Annotated in this window: 11 protein-coding genes and 4 pseudogenes; 7 read left to right on the top strand and 8 right to left on the bottom strand. The window is 59.6% G+C overall.

The features are described from left to right. The first annotated feature begins 544 nt into the window (after positions 1 to 544). Genes B0G69_RS20700 through B0G69_RS20690 form a run of 3 tightly spaced genes read left to right on the top strand, consistent with a single transcriptional unit; the run spans position 545 to position 6,378 of the window. Positions 545 to 3,736, top strand: a complete 3,192-nt coding sequence (locus B0G69_RS20700; protein ID WP_121320557.1) for an efflux RND transporter permease subunit — start codon at positions 545 to 547, stop codon at positions 3,734 to 3,736. Further along, positions 3,726 to 4,916, top strand: coding sequence for an efflux RND transporter periplasmic adaptor subunit (locus tag B0G69_RS20695; RefSeq protein ID WP_121320555.1), 1,191 nt, complete (start codon positions 3,726 to 3,728; stop codon positions 4,914 to 4,916). The genes B0G69_RS20700 and B0G69_RS20695 overlap by 11 nt, the downstream gene beginning before the upstream one ends. Continuing rightward, entirely contained in the window at positions 4,909 to 6,378 is a 1,470-nt protein-coding gene (locus B0G69_RS20690; RefSeq protein ID WP_121320553.1) for an efflux transporter outer membrane subunit, read from the top strand. The genes B0G69_RS20695 and B0G69_RS20690 overlap by 8 nt, the downstream gene beginning before the upstream one ends. Positions 6,379 to 6,461: 83 nt before the next feature. Here B0G69_RS20690 and B0G69_RS20685 read toward each other — a convergent pair. Further along, positions 6,462 to 6,719 (bottom strand): annotated as a pseudogene (locus B0G69_RS20685) (alpha-D-ribose 1-methylphosphonate 5-triphosphate diphosphatase); the annotation flags it as partial. A gap of 346 nt (positions 6,720 to 7,065) precedes the next feature. Here B0G69_RS20685 and B0G69_RS20680 point away from each other — a divergent pair. Next, on the top strand, positions 7,066 to 7,884 hold the full coding sequence (locus B0G69_RS20680; RefSeq protein WP_121320551.1) for a formate/nitrite transporter family protein: 819 nt from the start codon (positions 7,066 to 7,068) through the stop codon (positions 7,882 to 7,884). Positions 7,885 to 8,497: 613 nt separating this feature from the next. After that, positions 8,498 to 8,834, top strand: a pseudogene (locus tag B0G69_RS20675) (DDE-type integrase/transposase/recombinase); the annotation flags it as partial. Here the strand turns inward: B0G69_RS20675 and B0G69_RS20670 are convergent. Continuing rightward, positions 8,822 to 9,832 carry a sterol desaturase family protein gene (locus B0G69_RS20670; protein WP_121320549.1) on the bottom strand — a complete coding sequence of 337 codons (1,011 nt, stop codon included), beginning with the start codon at positions 9,830 to 9,832 and terminating at the stop codon, positions 8,822 to 8,824. The pseudogene B0G69_RS20675 and the gene B0G69_RS20670 overlap by 13 nt on opposite strands. Positions 9,833 to 9,901: 69 nt before the next feature. Then, positions 9,902 to 10,909, bottom strand: coding sequence for a beta-propeller fold lactonase family protein (locus B0G69_RS20665; RefSeq protein WP_121320547.1), 1,008 nt, complete (start codon positions 10,907 to 10,909; stop codon positions 9,902 to 9,904). Positions 10,910 to 11,362: 453 nt separating this feature from the next. On the opposite strand from B0G69_RS20665, the pseudogene B0G69_RS20660 reads away from it, so the two are divergent. Continuing rightward, a pseudogene (locus B0G69_RS20660) lies at positions 11,363 to 11,835 on the top strand (IS6 family transposase); the annotation flags it as partial. 288 nt (positions 11,836 to 12,123) lie between these two features. Here B0G69_RS20660 and B0G69_RS20655 read toward each other — a convergent pair. Next, positions 12,124 to 12,354: pseudogene (locus B0G69_RS20655) on the bottom strand (IS110 family transposase); the annotation flags it as partial. 631 nt (positions 12,355 to 12,985) lie between these two features. Here B0G69_RS20655 and B0G69_RS20650 point away from each other — a divergent pair. Next, on the top strand, positions 12,986 to 13,249 hold the full coding sequence (locus B0G69_RS20650) for a hypothetical protein (RefSeq protein ID WP_121320545.1): 264 nt from the start codon (positions 12,986 to 12,988) through the stop codon (positions 13,247 to 13,249). A 243-nt stretch (positions 13,250 to 13,492) separates the two neighbouring features. Here the strand turns inward: B0G69_RS20650 and B0G69_RS41445 are convergent, their stop codons facing one another. From B0G69_RS41445 to B0G69_RS20635, 4 genes are all read right to left on the bottom strand, one after another. Then, positions 13,493 to 13,651, bottom strand: a complete 159-nt coding sequence (locus B0G69_RS41445; RefSeq protein WP_199731434.1) for a hypothetical protein — start codon at positions 13,649 to 13,651, stop codon at positions 13,493 to 13,495. Between the two features lie 28 nt (positions 13,652 to 13,679). Then, on the bottom strand, positions 13,680 to 14,423 hold the full coding sequence (gene phbB / locus B0G69_RS20645) for an acetoacetyl-CoA reductase (protein ID WP_121320543.1): 744 nt from the start codon (positions 14,421 to 14,423) through the stop codon (positions 13,680 to 13,682). A 164-nt stretch (positions 14,424 to 14,587) separates the two neighbouring features. Then, positions 14,588 to 15,163: a phasin family protein gene (locus B0G69_RS20640; RefSeq protein ID WP_121320541.1), complete on the bottom strand. Its 576-nt coding sequence runs from the start codon at positions 15,161 to 15,163 to the stop codon at positions 14,588 to 14,590. 218 nt (positions 15,164 to 15,381) lie between these two features. Continuing rightward, positions 15,382 to 15,579 (bottom strand): hypothetical protein, encoded by a 198-nt coding sequence (locus B0G69_RS20635; protein WP_121320539.1) that lies wholly within the window; start codon positions 15,577 to 15,579, stop codon positions 15,382 to 15,384. Positions 15,580 to 15,659: the final 80 nt, after the last annotated feature.

The following is a 15,659-nucleotide window of genomic DNA, read 5'->3' as shown; positions in this document are numbered from 1 at the left end:
GCGCTGTCAGCTTTCCTCTTCACACCTTCATGCGCATGTCATGCGTGAATTGTCGCTTGACTCTCGCCTTAAGGAGATCTTCACGGAAGGTAAGTGACGATCATTCTGGACGATAGGCGCAATAACGCGAAGACCTCGTCTTCAGAATGGAGCCAACCCTTTGAATGCCGTCTGAAAGGAGGCACGAGAACCCTTGGTGGCCTCTCAAAACAATTGGTAATAAAAATCTCTAACGCTTTAATCTTCGCTGGAAATTACGCTAGTTCGCGTCCGTCTGAATAGTGCCGAGCATCATTCCATCCAGCATGGACAAGGTTTTCCCGATATGCGCAGATAGAAAGAAATTGACTCGCCTGGCATTCAAACGTTGCCCGGATGCTATTTCTCCGTCTGCAGGAATCCAGAGCGTTGTGTACATTCGCACTTTGGTTGCGTTTGGGAACACCCGACATAGGTCACAAAGCAATCATCCTCATTGCGAACATCTTCCTGCGCCAGATCTCTGCAAGATGCTCTTGCGTTTCCCCCAAGCCCTGGAATTCTCATGCTCGGTCTAGTTCGTATCGCGCTCCGACGACCCTACACTTTCGTCGTTCTGGCAATCTTCATCCTCATCATCGGGCCACTGTCGGCGATGAAGACGCCCACCGACATTTTCCCGGATATCAGAATCCCGGTGATTAGCGTGGTGTGGCAATACACGGGGCTGCCGCCCGACCAGATGGTCGGCCGGATCACGTCGCCGTTCGAACGCACGCTGACTACCACCGTGAACGATGTCGAACACATCGAGGCGGAATCGGTCGCCGGTTTCGGGATCATCAAGATCTTCTTCCAGCCGGGCGTGAATATCAGCACGGCGAACGCGCAAGTGACCGCGGTCGCGCAAACTCAGTTGCGGCAGTTGCCCGCGGGCACTACGCCGCCGCTGATCCTCAATTACAACGCGTCGACAGTGCCAATCATCCAGTTGGCGCTATCGGGCAAGGGGCTGTCCGAGCAGAGGCTGGGCGACCTCGGTCTGAATGCGGTGCGTCCCGTTCTGACGACTGTCGCCGGTGCGTCCGTTCCCTACCCGTTCGGCGGCAAGACGCGCCAAGTGCAGATTGACATTGATCCTGCGGCACTGCAGGCGCGCGGTTTATCCGCGCAGGACGTCGCCAATGCGCTGGCGGGTCAGAACCTGATCACGCCGGTCGGCACCGAAAAGATCGGCGACTACGAATACACGTTGCAACTCAACAATGCGCCTTCGGAAATCAAGGCCTTGGGCGATCTACCGGTCAAGGCCGCCAATGGCACGACGGTCACTATTCGAGACATTGCGAATGTTCGCGACGGCAGTCCGCCGCAAACCAATATCGTCCATGTGAACGGCCGGCGCTCGGTGCTGATGTCGGTACTCAAGAACGGCTCGGTTTCGACGCTCGGGATCATCTCCGGCATCAAGCAGCAAATCGCCAACGGGAAAGCGTCGTGGCCCGATAACCTCAATGTCGAACCGATCGGCGACCAGTCGATCTTCGTGCGCGCAGCCATCACCGGTGTGGCACGTGAAGGCGTGATCGCGGCCGTGCTCACCAGCCTGATGATTCTGCTGTTCCTCGGCAGCTGGCGTTCGACGATCATCATCGCAACCTCGATCCCACTGGCCATTCTCGGCTCGATCGCCACGCTCTCTGCACTCGGCGAAACCTTGAACATCATGACGCTCGGCGGTCTCGCGCTAGCGGTGGGGATTCTTGTCGACGATGCGACCGTGACGATCGAGAACATCAACTGGCACCTCGAGCACGGCAAGGAGGTGGAGACCGCTATCCTCGATGGCGCCGCGCAGATCGTCACACCCGCGTTCGTTTCCCTGCTGTGCATCTGCATCGTGTTCGTGCCGATGTTCTTCCTGAACGGCGTGGCGCGCTTCCTGTTCGTGCCGATGGCGGAGGCCGTCATTTTCGCGATGATCTCGTCGTTCATCCTCTCGAGAACCCTCGTGCCCACAATGGCCAAATACCTGCTGAAACCGCATACGCAGGGTGAGCACGCCGATGAGACCCGACGTCCGGGTCCGCTCGGACGCTTCCAGCGCGGCTTCGAGGCGCGCTTTGAAAAGGTGCGTGGCGTGTATCGCGTGTTACTCGAGCTCGCGCTGAACCATCGGCGTCCGTTCGTCAGTTGCTTCCTCGGCTTCGTCGCGCTCTCGTTCGCCCTCGCGCCCTTGCTCGGCCGCGACTTCTTCCCGGCGGTCGATGCCGGGCAGATCCTGATGCATGTGCGCGCACCAGTTGGGGTGCGCGTCGAAAAGACTGCGCAATTATTCGCGAATGTCGAAGGCGCGATCCGCCAGATCATCCCGCCGTCCGACCTCGGCACGGTGGTCGACAATATGGGGCTGCCGGTCAGCGGCATCAATACCGCTTACAACAACACCGGGACGGTCGGTTCGCAGGACGGCGACATCCAGATTGCGCTGAACGAAGGGCATCGTCCGACCGACGGGTATGTCCGCATGATGCGTGAAAGATTGCCGCGGGAATTCCCGGGGGTCACGTTCTCTTTCCCACCGGCGGACATCATCGGCCAGATCCTTAACTTCGGCTCGCCAGCACCGATCGACCTGCAGATCCGCGGCAACAACCTGAACGCCGACTACGCGTATGCAGACCATTTGCTGCGCGCGGTACGCGACGTGCCCGGCGTGGTCGATGCACGGATCGCGCAGTCGCACGGCAACCCCACCTTCAACGTCGATGTCGACCGCACGCGTGCACAGTTGCTCGGCATCACTGAGCGCGACGTGACCAACAGCATGGTGGTGAACCTCGCGGGTTCGAGCCAGGTGGCGCCCACGTACTGGCTGAACAATGCAAACGGCGTGTCGTATCCGATCGTGATGCAAACGCCGCAATACAGTCTCGATTCACTGGCAGCGTTGCAAAACCTGCCGATCACCGCCAGCGGCGGAGGCACCGCCCAGATTCTCGGCGGTCTGGCGACGGTCGAGCGCACCACCAGCAACGAAGTCGTCAGCCAATACAACATCCAGCCCATGGTCGAGATCTTCGCGACCACCCAGGACCGCGATCTCGGCGCGGTGTCGGCCGATATCCAGCGCATCATGCACCAGAACGCCAGCACCTTGCCGAAGGGCTCGAGCGTCGCGCTGCTGGGTCAGGTGCAGACGATGAACAGCGCCTTCGCCGGCATGTTGTTCGGCCTGCTTGGCGCAGTGGTGCTGATCTATCTGCTGATCGTCGTCAATTTCCAGTCGTGGGCCGATCCGTTCGTGATTGTGAGCGCATTGCCGGCGGCGTTGGCGGGCATCGTCTGGATGCTGTTCGCGACGCACACGACGCTCTCCGTACCCGCACTCACTGGCGCGATCATGTGCATGGGGGTGGCGACCGCCAATTCGATTCTGGTCGTCAGCTTCTGCCGCGAACGTCTTGCCGTCCATGGCGATCCGTTCAAGGCGGCACTCGAAGCGGGCTTTACGCGCTTTCGCCCGGTGCTCATGACCGCGCTATCCATGATCATCGGCATGGCGCCGATGGCGCTCGCCCTCGGCGAAGGCGGTGAGCAAAACGCGCCGCTCGGCCGCGCCGTGATCGGCGGTTTAATGTTTGCCACCACGGCTTCGCTGTTCCTGGTCCCCGTCATCTTCTGTATTGTTCACGCGCGCCCCGGGCGCGCGGCGACCCCAGCATCCGTCCCGGGAGGTCCTGCCCATGTCGTCTGAATCCGCTTTTCCCACTCACACGCCCCCGTCGCGCCGTCCGCTCCGGATCGCGGGCGTGATCGGCCTGTTGATCGCCTTAGGCATCGTCGTTGGCGGTGTCGCGCTGCGAGCTGTCGACGCCCGCAAGCTGAAAACCTGGACGGAGGCTCAGGCCGTACCGACAGTCAATCTGATCCAGCCCATGCGCGATCCCAACGGACCTTCACTGCGACTGCCCGGCCGGCTCGAAGCGTTTACACGGGCGCCGATTTTCGCGCAGGTCAGCGGCTACCTGAAATCATGGAGCGTCGATATTGGCGCGCCGGTCAAGGCGGGTCAGGTGCTCGCCGAAATCGAAACACCCGAGCTTGATCAGCAGCTCCTTCAGGCACGCGCCGATCTGCAGAGTGCGCAGGCGAATGCCGTCGTAGCGGGTACGACGGCGAAGCGCTGGGAGGCGCTAAGAGGCACCGATTCCGTGGCCCAGCAGGACGTCGACCAACGCACTGCTGATTACACCGCGAAGGAGGCGATCGTGGCGGCCGCGAAGGCCAACGTCGATCGCCTCGCCGCGACGAAGGCCTTCGCGCGGATCGTCGCGCCGTTCGACGGCGTGGTGACCGCGCGCGACACCGACGTTGGCGCGCTGGTGAATGCCGGTAGCGGCGGCGTCGGCCAGGAGCTGTTCGCGGTCTCCGACGTCAAGCAGTTGCGCGTGTATGTTCAGGTACCGCAGAACTACGCTCCGGCGATCCACGATGGCACGACCGCGACCCTGACCGTTCCCGAGTACGCCGACCAGCAGTTCACTGCGCGCGTGATTGCAGCGGCAGACTCCGTCAATTCGAGTTCGGGAACGACGCTGGTGCAGTTGCTGGTCGACAATGCCGACGGCAAGCTGCTGCCGGGCGGTTTCGCCAGCCTGAAATTCACGTTGCCCGCGTCCGCCGATTCACTTCGGGTGCCGGCTAGCGCGCTCGTGTTCGATAGCCGCGGCGTCGTGGTCGCCACGCTCGGTGCGAACAGTCACGTACTGTTCAAGCAGGTGAAGATCGACCGCGATCTGGGCGACTCGGTGGAGATCGGCTCGGGACTCGCCGCCAGCGATCGCGTGATCGATACGCCGCCCGACGGACTCGCCGACGGCGACGTCGTGCAGGTTGCGCCGGCCACGGACACGAAGGCGGCCGCACATGGTTAAGCCTGGACGGGTCGCGCTTTTAACGGGCGTCCTGGCGCTCTCCGCCTGCTCGCTCGCGCCACAATATCAGGTGCCTTCGGCGCCAATAGCGGCGCAATACAAAACCGTTGGTCCTTGGACTGCCGCTCAGCCTGCCGACCGGATTGACCGTAACGGCTGGTGGAAAATATATGGCGACGCGCCACTCGACGATCTCGAAACGCGTCTGCTGGCCAACAACACCGATCTGCACGCCGCGTACGCGCACTATGCGCAAGCGCAGGCTTTCGTCGCGCAGGTCGCGTCGGGACTGTATCCGACCATCAGCGCAAGCGCCGTGCCGCAGCGTGTTCGCCAGTCCGACAACCGGCCGTTGCGCGCGGGCGGCCCGAACGACTACAACTCCGTCACGCTCGGCGCCGAAGTCAATTACGACCTCGACCTGTGGGGCCGCGTGCGTGACTCCGTGGTGGCCGGCAAGGATGAGGCTCAGGCGACCAAAGCCGATCTGGCGTCGGTGAAACTGAGCCTGCAAGTGGCACTCGCGGACAATTACATCAGTTTGCGGGGCCTCGACCAGCAGACCGAGTTGCTGAACGAGACGGTCATGGCGTATGCGAAAGCGCTGCAACTCACGCAGACGCTGCATGACAACGGCATCGTGGCGGGCCTCGACGTTTCGCGGGCTCAAACACAATTGTCGTCGGCGAAGTCCCAGTTGTCGCAGAATCTCGCGCAACGAGCGCTCATCGAACACGCGATTGCCGTGCTCGTCGGCACTTCCGCGTCCGAATTCAGCCTGCCGCAGCAGACCGCCGACATCGCATTGCCGGCGATTCCAACCGACCTGCCCTCGACGCTGTTGCAACGTCGCCCCGACGTCGCAGCAGCGGAGCGCCGGGTTGCCGAGGCCAACGCAAAGATTGGCGTCGCGCGCGCGGCCTATTTCCCGGACATCACGCTGAGCTTGCAGGGTGGCGTGCAAAGTGCCGCGTATGCTGGACTGGTTAGCGCGCCTAATCTGTTCTGGGCGATTGGACCGCAGCTCGTGCAATACGTCTTCGACGGCGGCTACCGCCGCGCGCAACTCGACGCCGCGAAGGCGGCAACCGAGGAAGCCGGAGACCGCTACCGCAGCGTGGTTCTGTCGGCATTCCAGCAGGTCGAGGACAACCTTTCGCTGCTGTCGTATCTCGGCACCGCGCTTGGCGAGCAAAAGGATGCCGCGAATGCCGCGCAATACTCGGTAGATCTGGCGCTGCGCCAATATCGCCAGGGCACTGTAGGTTACCTCGATGTCGTGCAGGCGCAGACCGTCGCACTCGAAGCACGACGCAGCGTGCTCGATATCCAGACACGCCAGCTAAGTGCCAACGTGCAACTGCTGCATGCACTGGGCGGCGGATGGTCGAGCGATGAACTCGCCCAAGTGGCTGCCACGCCTGCACTGGTTGCGACAAAGATAGCGCACGGCGCATATTGAAGGTCTGCACAGGGCGCAACCGGGAAGGTGACCCGGTTTGCGCACGCTGTCGATAGCACGCGTAGCAGTCCGATGTGGCGGAACGCGGCCACCTGTGCGTCATGAATCACAAACGCCGCGTCGATATTCCATCTCACGCCCCGCCGCGGCGCCAGATGCTTCTCGAGATTGTCTGTGTGTAGTTCGACCAAGCCCGGCAACAGATAGTCACCGTCCCAGTCTTCGGCTTCGGCCGCCGACGTCGTCCCTCGTTGAAGGTCGACAATGACGCCGTTTTCAATCCGCAACGTTCCCGTAAATTCCTCGTTCCGCGTGACGACGCGAGCGTTCCTGATCAACATCGACATGCTCCGTAGGTGTCGGCTTTCGCGTGGTGCTGTACGACGCAATGTTGGTTGTGATCCGAAGCGATGAGTCGTGCTGTAGCGCCCGCGATCTCGACGCGCCGCACGGCAGAAAACGACGCTGGTTAAGCAAGCGATCTTTAGGTCGAACGCCCTTTCGATGCGTCCGCAACAGAAAGGAGCACAGAAGCCGGCCACCGACAGGAATACAGCATCAAGAAGTGGCTGATGTTACCTTTTCAGGCCGGTTTGGTAATGAAGGAGAGCTTATACCGACCTATCATGTGCGCTAATTTGTCACTCCCCCGGGCAGCCGACACGGGGATTCTTTTCCGGAGCAGTGATGTACGCAGACAGTATTGATAAGTTCTCGAAAGCCGGTGCGTATAAAGTATCGGTCGTTCTCCGCTCGCCGCTCTCTTTCCTTATCGGCGCGGCAATGGCTGGCGCCTATATCGGGTTCGGCGACATTCTTATGTTTTCAGTTGGCTCGCATGTCGATCCGGCTTATGTGCACCTCATCATGGGGGCGGTTTTCGCGTGTGCCCTCACCATCGTGGTATTCGCTGGCTCCGATTTGTTCACCGGCACGGCGATGTATATGCCGCTTGCTGTATTTCGGGGCGAGACCGGCGTGGGTGGCATGGTCCTGGTGTGGGTGACATGCTGGATCGGCAACCTGATCGGCGCTGTCGTGCTCGCGGTGATACTGCACGCAGCCGGAGGGGGAGTACTACTAACCGATGGTTCAGAGATTTTCTTCAAGACGGTCGAAACGAAGATGGCAACGCCAGGGGTTCCGCTGTTCGCGAAGGGCCTCCTTTGCAACTGGCTTGTCTGCCTGGCGATCTGGATGGCAGCTCGCACGAACAATGACGCTGCAAAGCTGGGACTGATCTTTTGGCCGGTGTTTGCGTTTGTGGCCTGCGGCTTCGAGCACAGCGTCGCAAACATGTTCGTGTTCGCGCTTGCACTAACCGGCCAGCACCCGGCCAACATCACGTTTTCCGGTGCTTTGCATAACGAACTTTTTGTCACGCTAGGCAATCTGGCCGGTGGCGGAATCTTCGTCGGCCTTGGCTATTGGCTGCAAGAGAGCGGTCTTGGTAATCCTTCGAAAGCCCGCGCAGCCGTGTCCGCGAGCGGCGTTCGCACGAACTAACGGGGTGATTTTTCCTCTGCAGCAATCGTCAAGGCGCGGGCTCTCGTGTTCACTGAAAGTCTGTCCCGCTTTATTGGCGAATGTTGCACCGGCGCATCTTTTTCGACGGCGAGTCGGTTCCAACCCAGGTCAGCTATCGCGACGACGAAGCGCAATCACGCCCTGGCGCTTCATGGTACGTACCTGTACAGAAAACAGCGTCATGACGATGAAAAACAATCAGCCTGCGACTAAAGCTTCCACTCCGCCGCCGCAGAGCCAACGAATCGGTTACGCGCAATTCCCCCGACCCGGTTCGCCATCCGGCCGGCCGGCACGACTATCGATCCCTCGTTGAGTTGCGCGAGCGTAGTCCGATCCCGGCGTTCGTGTTCCGGATCATCGCGATTCGACCATAACCAGCCGTTCGACCGCGCTCTCAGATTGGACATTCGAACGTCGGTTCCGCCCCAGTAAAGGACGTTCCCCCGACGATCACGATCGTCTCGTCCTCGGCCGTTCAGGCCGGCCGTGCCAAGGTTCGTGCCTCAATCAAATCGGTGCTTTTCGAAACATGGACCAACTGCCGCTATCGCATTGTCAGGTTGCTGGGGTCGTCGCGTAAGATGACGCGATGAAGAAACCCAAAAAGCTCTGTCACGGCCACCGCTTCCCTGCCAACGTAATCAGTAGCGCCGTGCGGTGGTACTTTCGCTTCGAGTTGAGCTTGCGCGACATCGAAGAACTGCTCTTCGAGCGCGGCGTGATCGTGACATACGAGACGATCCGATGCTGGTGTGAAAAGTTCGGTGCAAACTTTGGACACCGCGCGAAATCGACCCGGCAAAAGCCGGGCAGCACATGGCACCTTGACGAGGTGTTCGTCACGCTACGCGGCGTAGCGTTGCCTGTTGTGGCGCGCGGTCGACGAGCATGACGCCGAACTCGACATCCGGCTTCAGAAGCGGCGCCCACCAGCCGCGTAATTTCTTTGCCCGCGCAAACGCTTCACAATTCTGCCGAATGCATGCCACTGCTGCGCGATCAATCCATTGCCATACGAACGTCCTGGACCATGCGGCGCGGGGAGTTGGTCGCGGATGCCGGTCGGTTCGACGACGGGGTTCCATGAAGCGGTGCGGAACAACATATCCCACCACGGAAATAGCACGCCGAAATTGCAACCGTAAGCCGTGCCTTCGTGACCGTAACCAATCGCGTGGTGGCGCCGATGAAAAGTCGGGCTGACAATCACGCGTTCGAGCAGCCAGCCATACGGCAGTCGTGCATTGACGTGCTGGATGCTCTGCATGAAGTTGCTGACTGCGACCAGTACCACGAACTGGTTCGGCTGCACGCCGATAAACAGCGAGATCGCCGCGAAGAACGCTATCTGGATGATGTCGTCGAGAAAGTGGTTGCGGTCATCGGCCCACAGCGACATCTGCTGCTGGCTGTGATGCACCGCATGCAGTTCCCACCACACTCCGAAACGATGCTGCCAGCGGTGATACCAGTAGCCGGCGAAATCGAGCACGACCAGGTAGATCAGGAACGATACGACTGGCTGATCCGTCACGCCTGGCCAGAGGTTGTCGATATCGATGTTCGGTATGCCGTAGATCGCGATCAGACTCTGCCAGTGATCGAACAGCGGCTGCAGCATGAAAAAGAACGCAATGTTAATGATGCCGAGCTTGGTGATCCACGTGTAGATCACGTCGGCGCGCAGCGCCTTTCGACCCTGCCACAGCTCGATGGGGCGCAGCGCTTCGAGCGGCCGTAACGCGAGATACGTCACGACGATTTCCAGCACGCCGATGATCACCCAGTACAGTGCGTCATAGGTGTCTTCATCGTAACCCATCAAGCCGAAGCGATAGAAGAACGGCTGCACGACATCGACATATAACTGCGTCTGCAGCGCGGACACCATATTGTCGAGTTGTGCGACGATTTCATGAAACATCAGAATCCTCGTGTTTTTCCAGTTCTGCCACTGCTCATGTAACGGCAAGTTTTAGACGACTCGCCCAGCTTAGTCCGGATTGGGCGACGCGACCGGCGCGCGATTGTCGAAATAGATGCCGTGCGGAGAGCGGCCCACCGCAATAGTGTCGATCAGCTTGCGGGTGGTCAGATCGATGATGCCCACATGCTTCGCGAATCGGAACCCCACCCATAGATAGCGCTTGTCGGGAGTTAGTTCCATGTCGTCGGGCCCAGGCATCAGGCCCGTGATATCGCCGGTATTGGTGAGCGTGGTGTAGTCGATGATGCTGATGGTGCTTTCGACGCGATTGGAGACCACCACATGCTTGCCGTCATCGAGGTTGCGGAAATTGTGCGCGCCACGGCCCGTGTGGATCTTCCTGACGACCTGCTGCTTGTGCCAGTCCACCACGGTCACGTCGTCTTCGCCGGTCATGCCGACCAGCAGGTAGCGGTCGCCGGGGGTCATCCACAGACCTGCGGGTTCATCTCCCACGTGCATTTTCCAAAGCACTTTCTGCGTCGGCAGATCGATCGCCGCGAGTTCGCCGGAATCCTGCAACGTGACGAACACGGTGCGGTTGTCCGAAGCGAACGTCATGTGGCTAGGAGTCTTCGCCAGTTCGATATGCTTGACCAGCGCCATATTCGTGCCGTCATAGCGGTAGATGTCGACGCGGTCCATACGCAGCGCAGCCGTGACAAACCACTTGTGATCAGGAGAGAAGCCCAACTGATACGGGTCTTCGATGTCCTGCACAGTACGCTGCACCTTGCCGCTATGCGGGTCGAGGAACATCAGGTTATTCGACACCGAATCGGCAACGATCAGCGAGCGGCCGTCGGGCGTGATCATCAGATGGTGCGGTTCCTTGCCGGTCGGCTCCGTGCCGATAACCTTATGCGTGGCCTCGTCGATCAGCGTCAGTTGCGATTCACCTGAATCGAGAACGATCACGTTATCAGCGGCATTCGCACAATTCGCCACGGCCAGGATACCGCTCAGCGCGGCGAGCGCTCCGATCCTTTTAATGAAAGCGAAAGAAAATGGCATTTGGATCGTAATCACGTGGGAAGTTACTTTGAGGTTGAATGTAATAAAGATGGCGGGGTTTCATCGACCGCGGTCGATACCATCACCATTCAACGTTTGTAACGCCGCTACCGATGACACGACAGTCAAGGCCAGATGCGGAAATTGCGGCGCCTGTTTCGCATACGACTGCATTGGCAATGCAACGTTCACGCGATCCGATTCGCCGCTTCGATGAGCGAGTTGCTGCTTCGGTCGGGACCTGGCGTGGGACCAAATCGTTCTGTATTGCGCGTCGTACGGAGAGGCGCCGTGAGCACACTCGTCATGCGCCAGTTACGAAGCAGGATGTGCAAGCAGATTCCTGGTAAAGCCGTTTAGTAGTTGGCCACAATTTCATTCTTCGACACGAGGTTCAACACACCGGCCAGACGGCGTTGTCAGGTTGTTGGGTTGGTCACGTAAGATGGTGTGGTGAAGAAATCAAAATCGCTTTATCACGGTCATCGTTTTCCCGCCGCAGTCATCAGTTGCGCTGTGCGCTGGTATTTTCGCTTCCAGTTGAGCTTGCGCGACGTCGAGGAACTGCTCTTCGAGCGTGGCGCGATCGTGACATACGAGACAATCCGATGCTGGTGCGACAAATTCGGTAAGGGCTTTGCTCACCGGGTGAAAGCCACACGACGCAAGCCAGGTAGCACGTGGCATCTCGACGAGATGTTCGTGACACTACGCGGCGAGCCCTGGCTGCTGTGTCGTGCAGTCGATGAGCACGGCATTGAACTCGACATCCTGCTTCAGAAGCGCCGCGACAAGGCGGCGGCCAAGCGATTCTTCAAGCGTGTGCTGCGCTCCAGCCCAGTGCCCGAAAGATCGTCACTGACCAGTTGCGCAGCTACCCGGCCGCCAAAGCAGAGATCCCTGGGCTGGCGAATGTGAAGCACGTGCATGGACGCCCCCGACTTGCCAAGCTCTCAGTTCATGATGGCGCGAGGGTCAAGACTGCATGCGTACATTCGGACTTTGGTACGGGCTTGCCCGCTGTCCCTGATGGAATCCGCTGGTCGGGGCTCTATCGTGTTCATGCACTCGGAGGTGCTCATGCTTCATCGAGCTGTCCCAACCCCGGTCTAACCTGTTATGCCATCACTGCGTGATTACCTGAGCAATCTGTGAGGGTGCGAGTTCCCCTTGTATGTCGTTCGCTGAGATTGAACTTCGGTCAACCGACCCGGCTATGCGACAGCGACAGCGGCCGTGTAGTCAGGCCGGAATTCGCGATCGCGTGCCAGCAGCGCCCACACGATGCGCGCATTCTTGTTGGCCAATGCCACGGCAGCGACATTGGCGTCGCGGCGCCCGATCAATGTGCGCAGCCAGCCGTCGGCCTTGGTTCCGGCCCGTAAGATCACTGAACGCGCCCCGTGGATCAGCAATGTGCGCAAGTAGGTATCGCCGCGCTTGCTGTATCAGTCAGTTACACTACGCATTCAAGACCATAGCCTACACGATGATCAATCTACGACACTATTGCGGTAGTTGATCTGGCAGTCGAGGTCCATGCTTCATGTCCGGCTCAGCGCGCCGTGATCACCTTCGTCCTCACCCTGCCGAAGTACATCCATGACAACGCAAAACTGCCTCGTCGCCGACCTCGACGCGCCTGGTCTCGCCTGCTTGCCGATTCCGTTGACCGCCGCCAGATCGCTTCAACCGAAACTCGCAACCAGTTGACAGTCTGGGCCAGAAACGGCCCGTCACGAGCTGTTCGCGAACGTCAACTCATGAGGAGCGAGCGGCCCTTCGACGCGGCGACGCCTCGATCGATAGCTGCGCCTGAAAGCGGTCGATGAGCTATCAATGCCTCGACGAGGCTCGCCAGTGACGCCGATCATTTACCGTGGCGGTATGTGAGCATAATGTCATTCGTGCGGCCCACCAGCCCCAACTTTGAAAGAAAGGTGAATATGGCGGCCCCTGAAAAAATTGTTCAAACACTTTTCGCGAACCCTCCGTTACGGAACGGGAGAAGGGGCCTACGTCGAAGAATTGATTTCGTAGAGTGCGAGACAGCGTGGTCGCAGTTCAAATAGACAGATGAAAAGAATCTATACGTACAAAGGCTTCGAGATCGCGGTCGAGCTTGAACCAGTGTGGGAAGCCTCTGGCAACATTACATTGCTGCCACCGCGTGGCTTCATCGCCGTCGTGCACATTAGAACGGCGGGCGCTACTCGGCTCATGATTGCGCCGATACGGCTGACAGCAGATAACCAGCAGCCTTTCGCGACGGAAGCCGCCGCGCTCATGGCAGGGTTCAGCGCTGGGCAGCGGGTCGTAGACGACACACTCGTCCAGTGAGTTCGCCCAATCGCGATGGATTGAAGATTGGATGAAGGTAACGGCGGAAGCGGTTTGGCTTCCGCTTAGTATCGGTTTTGTCCGCAGTATCGCGTGAGCATGACCAAGCTGATTCTCGCGAGCGCTAAAACTGGGGAGTTCTCGGCGATCATGCAAGATGAAAATGTCGACGCTGACCAGATCAACAAGCTATCAATACAATCACCCCCCGTACCGCAACAACAGGGGGGCGAGCACAGAGATTCAATGCCGGGCGCTGCTCCAATCCCACCAGTCGCGATGGTAATCCAGCCGTCCAAGCAGTTTTCGGCGCATTTGCTCCCGGTGATAGTGAGCGGCGACGAACGCTGTTGCCGTCACCAGCACGAATGAACCTACGACGATTGCCACTGCTTCGCTCATGGGAACCTCCATTGCGGATCTCTCGGGTTCACTGCAGGTGCTGCCCTCCATTGATCGCGATGTTGGCGCCGGTCACGAAGCCCGCCTCGCGCGAGCACAGGTACAGCACGAGTGCGGCGACTTCGTCCGGCTGCCCGAGCCGGCCGACCGGAATCTGCGGAATGATCTTGGTCTCGCGGATGTCCTCGGGCACCGCCATCACCATCTTCGTCGCGATATAGCCGGGCGAGATCGTGTTGACAGTGACGCCTTTTTTCGCCACCTCGAGCGCCAGCGATTTCGTGAAACCATGCATGCCGGCCTTTGCCGCCGCATAGTTAGTCTGGCCGAACCCACCCTTGGAGCCAATGATCGACGACACGTTGATGATGCGGCCCCAGCCGCGCTCGACCATGCTGTCGCACACCGGCTTCGTCATGTTGAACACCGAATCGAGGTTGGTGCGGATGACCGCGTCCCAATTGACCTTGTCCAGTTTTTTGAAGCTGGCGTCGCGCGTGATGCCGGCGTTGTTGATCAGGATGTCGACCGGTCCGACTTCCGCCTGGATCTGCGCAATGCATTTTTCGCACGAGTCGTAGTCGGCGACGTCGACCGCATACGCGCGGAACTGTCGTCCCTCGGCTTCCATGCGTGCGAGCCACTCGTTCGCACCGGTGTTGCCCGGCGAATGGGTAACTACGACCGCATGACCGGCGTCATGCAACTTGATGCTGATCGCCTCACCCAGTCCACCCATGCCACCCGTTACTACCGCGATCTGCTTTGCCATCGAATCGTCCTCACAAATTCCGGCGGCGTGCCCGTCTGGAGCACCACTGCCTTCAGTCAAGAATTGGATGCATTGAAATGCCGGATCCTTATCCAAAATGAATAAGAGGAATCCTACATACAGATATGGAACCGACAACGCGGGCATCGCTGCCCGCGTGAGTCTTAGTGCTTCGCGCTCGCGACTACGGCAGCCGACTCGGCGGCACTACGTTTGGTGGCCTTGGACGCTGAGGCCGTGACGGCTTCGAGATTGGTCCCGGCCATCTCCACGGCCTGCTGCCCCGTCTTTTGCAGCGATTCGCACAGCGTGGCGGTGGCGCTGATCGCGGATTTCCACGCGGCGATCGCCGCTTCGGAACCCGCGGGAGCACTCTTCGCCGCTTCCTCGATCAATTCCTGCATGCGTGCGCTATACCGTTCGTACTGCGTCTGTGAGAGTTGCGCGACCTCAGCCTGCGTGGTTGACGCGATGTCGAAGAGTTGACGGCCGTATGACAGTGATTTCTCCGCGAAAGGCGCGGTGAAACCGGCTTGCAGCGTGAACCACTGCTGCGGGTCGGTTGTGCCGGGCGCCTTCCTCAGGTTCTCCTGCGACTCCGCCAGCGTGGACCTGACGACCTGCAGGTTCAGGGCGACCAGTTTTTCGACGCCTTCAAAGACCTTGCCGGTCAATCCGAAGAATGCGTCGAGGCCAGCCTTCTGCGATGCGGCGATTTGCTCGGGACTCGATAGAGCCATTATTGAAATTCCTCAGGATTCAGTCCGCCGCACGAAGCCCCGAACGACCGGTTTCGCGCGACGAATGGCGATAATGGATGGACCGACGCGCAAGGACGCCTGCCAGGCAGCATGCGTCGCGAATACTCGGAGGGTCGTTACAGCAAGAGGCACTACACATTAAAGTCCAACTAAAGCTACTTCGCTTAGTTTTTCTTCGGCGCGCGCGCCGCAATTCCCTAGCGCCTACGCGCGACGACCTTAAGAATGGCAGCGCCTTCGCTTGTGACTTGAGGACGTGGATAGCCCGATGCGAGGCTTTCCAGCGATATGAGTTGGCGCTCCAGCAGCGTGTCGAGCTCGGCGCGGCCCAGTTCGATCTGATCCGGCGCGTCCTTGATGAGCATTAAGGTGGCGAATTCATGGGGACTCAGCATATCGTCTCCTCGATTTAGTCTGTCTGCGCCGCGCAGCATTAATTACCCTCTCCACGGCGAATGGCGGCAAATATTTCCTT

Source organism: Paraburkholderia sp. RAU2J, assembly GCF_003634845.1.
Lineage (GTDB): Bacteria > Pseudomonadota > Gammaproteobacteria > Burkholderiales > Burkholderiaceae > Paraburkholderia > Paraburkholderia fynbosensis.
This window is presented reverse-complemented; position numbering and strand designations above follow the sequence as displayed.

Coding starts and splice junctions, on each gene's coding strand:
- B0G69_RS20700 (WP_121320557.1), top strand. CDS start 545: ATGCTCGGTCTAGTTCGTATCGCGCTCCGACGACCCTACACTTTCGTC.
- B0G69_RS20695 (WP_121320555.1), top strand. CDS start 3,726: ATGTCGTCTGAATCCGCTTTTCCCACTCACACGCCCCCGTCGCGCCGT.
- B0G69_RS20690 (WP_121320553.1), top strand. CDS start 4,909: ATGGTTAAGCCTGGACGGGTCGCGCTTTTAACGGGCGTCCTGGCGCTC.
- B0G69_RS20680 (WP_121320551.1), top strand. CDS start 7,066: ATGTACGCAGACAGTATTGATAAGTTCTCGAAAGCCGGTGCGTATAAA.
- B0G69_RS20670 (WP_121320549.1), bottom strand. CDS start 9,832: ATGTTTCATGAAATCGTCGCACAACTCGACAATATGGTGTCCGCGCTG.
- B0G69_RS20665 (WP_121320547.1), bottom strand. CDS start 10,909: ATGCCATTTTCTTTCGCTTTCATTAAAAGGATCGGAGCGCTCGCCGCG.
- B0G69_RS20650 (WP_121320545.1), top strand. CDS start 12,986: ATGAAAAGAATCTATACGTACAAAGGCTTCGAGATCGCGGTCGAGCTT.
- B0G69_RS41445 (WP_199731434.1), bottom strand. CDS start 13,651: ATGAGCGAAGCAGTGGCAATCGTCGTAGGTTCATTCGTGCTGGTGACG.
- phbB (WP_121320543.1), bottom strand. CDS start 14,423: ATGGCAAAGCAGATCGCGGTAGTAACGGGTGGCATGGGTGGACTGGGT.
- B0G69_RS20640 (WP_121320541.1), bottom strand. CDS start 15,163: ATGGCTCTATCGAGTCCCGAGCAAATCGCCGCATCGCAGAAGGCTGGC.
- B0G69_RS20635 (WP_121320539.1), bottom strand. CDS start 15,579: ATGCTGAGTCCCCATGAATTCGCCACCTTAATGCTCATCAAGGACGCG.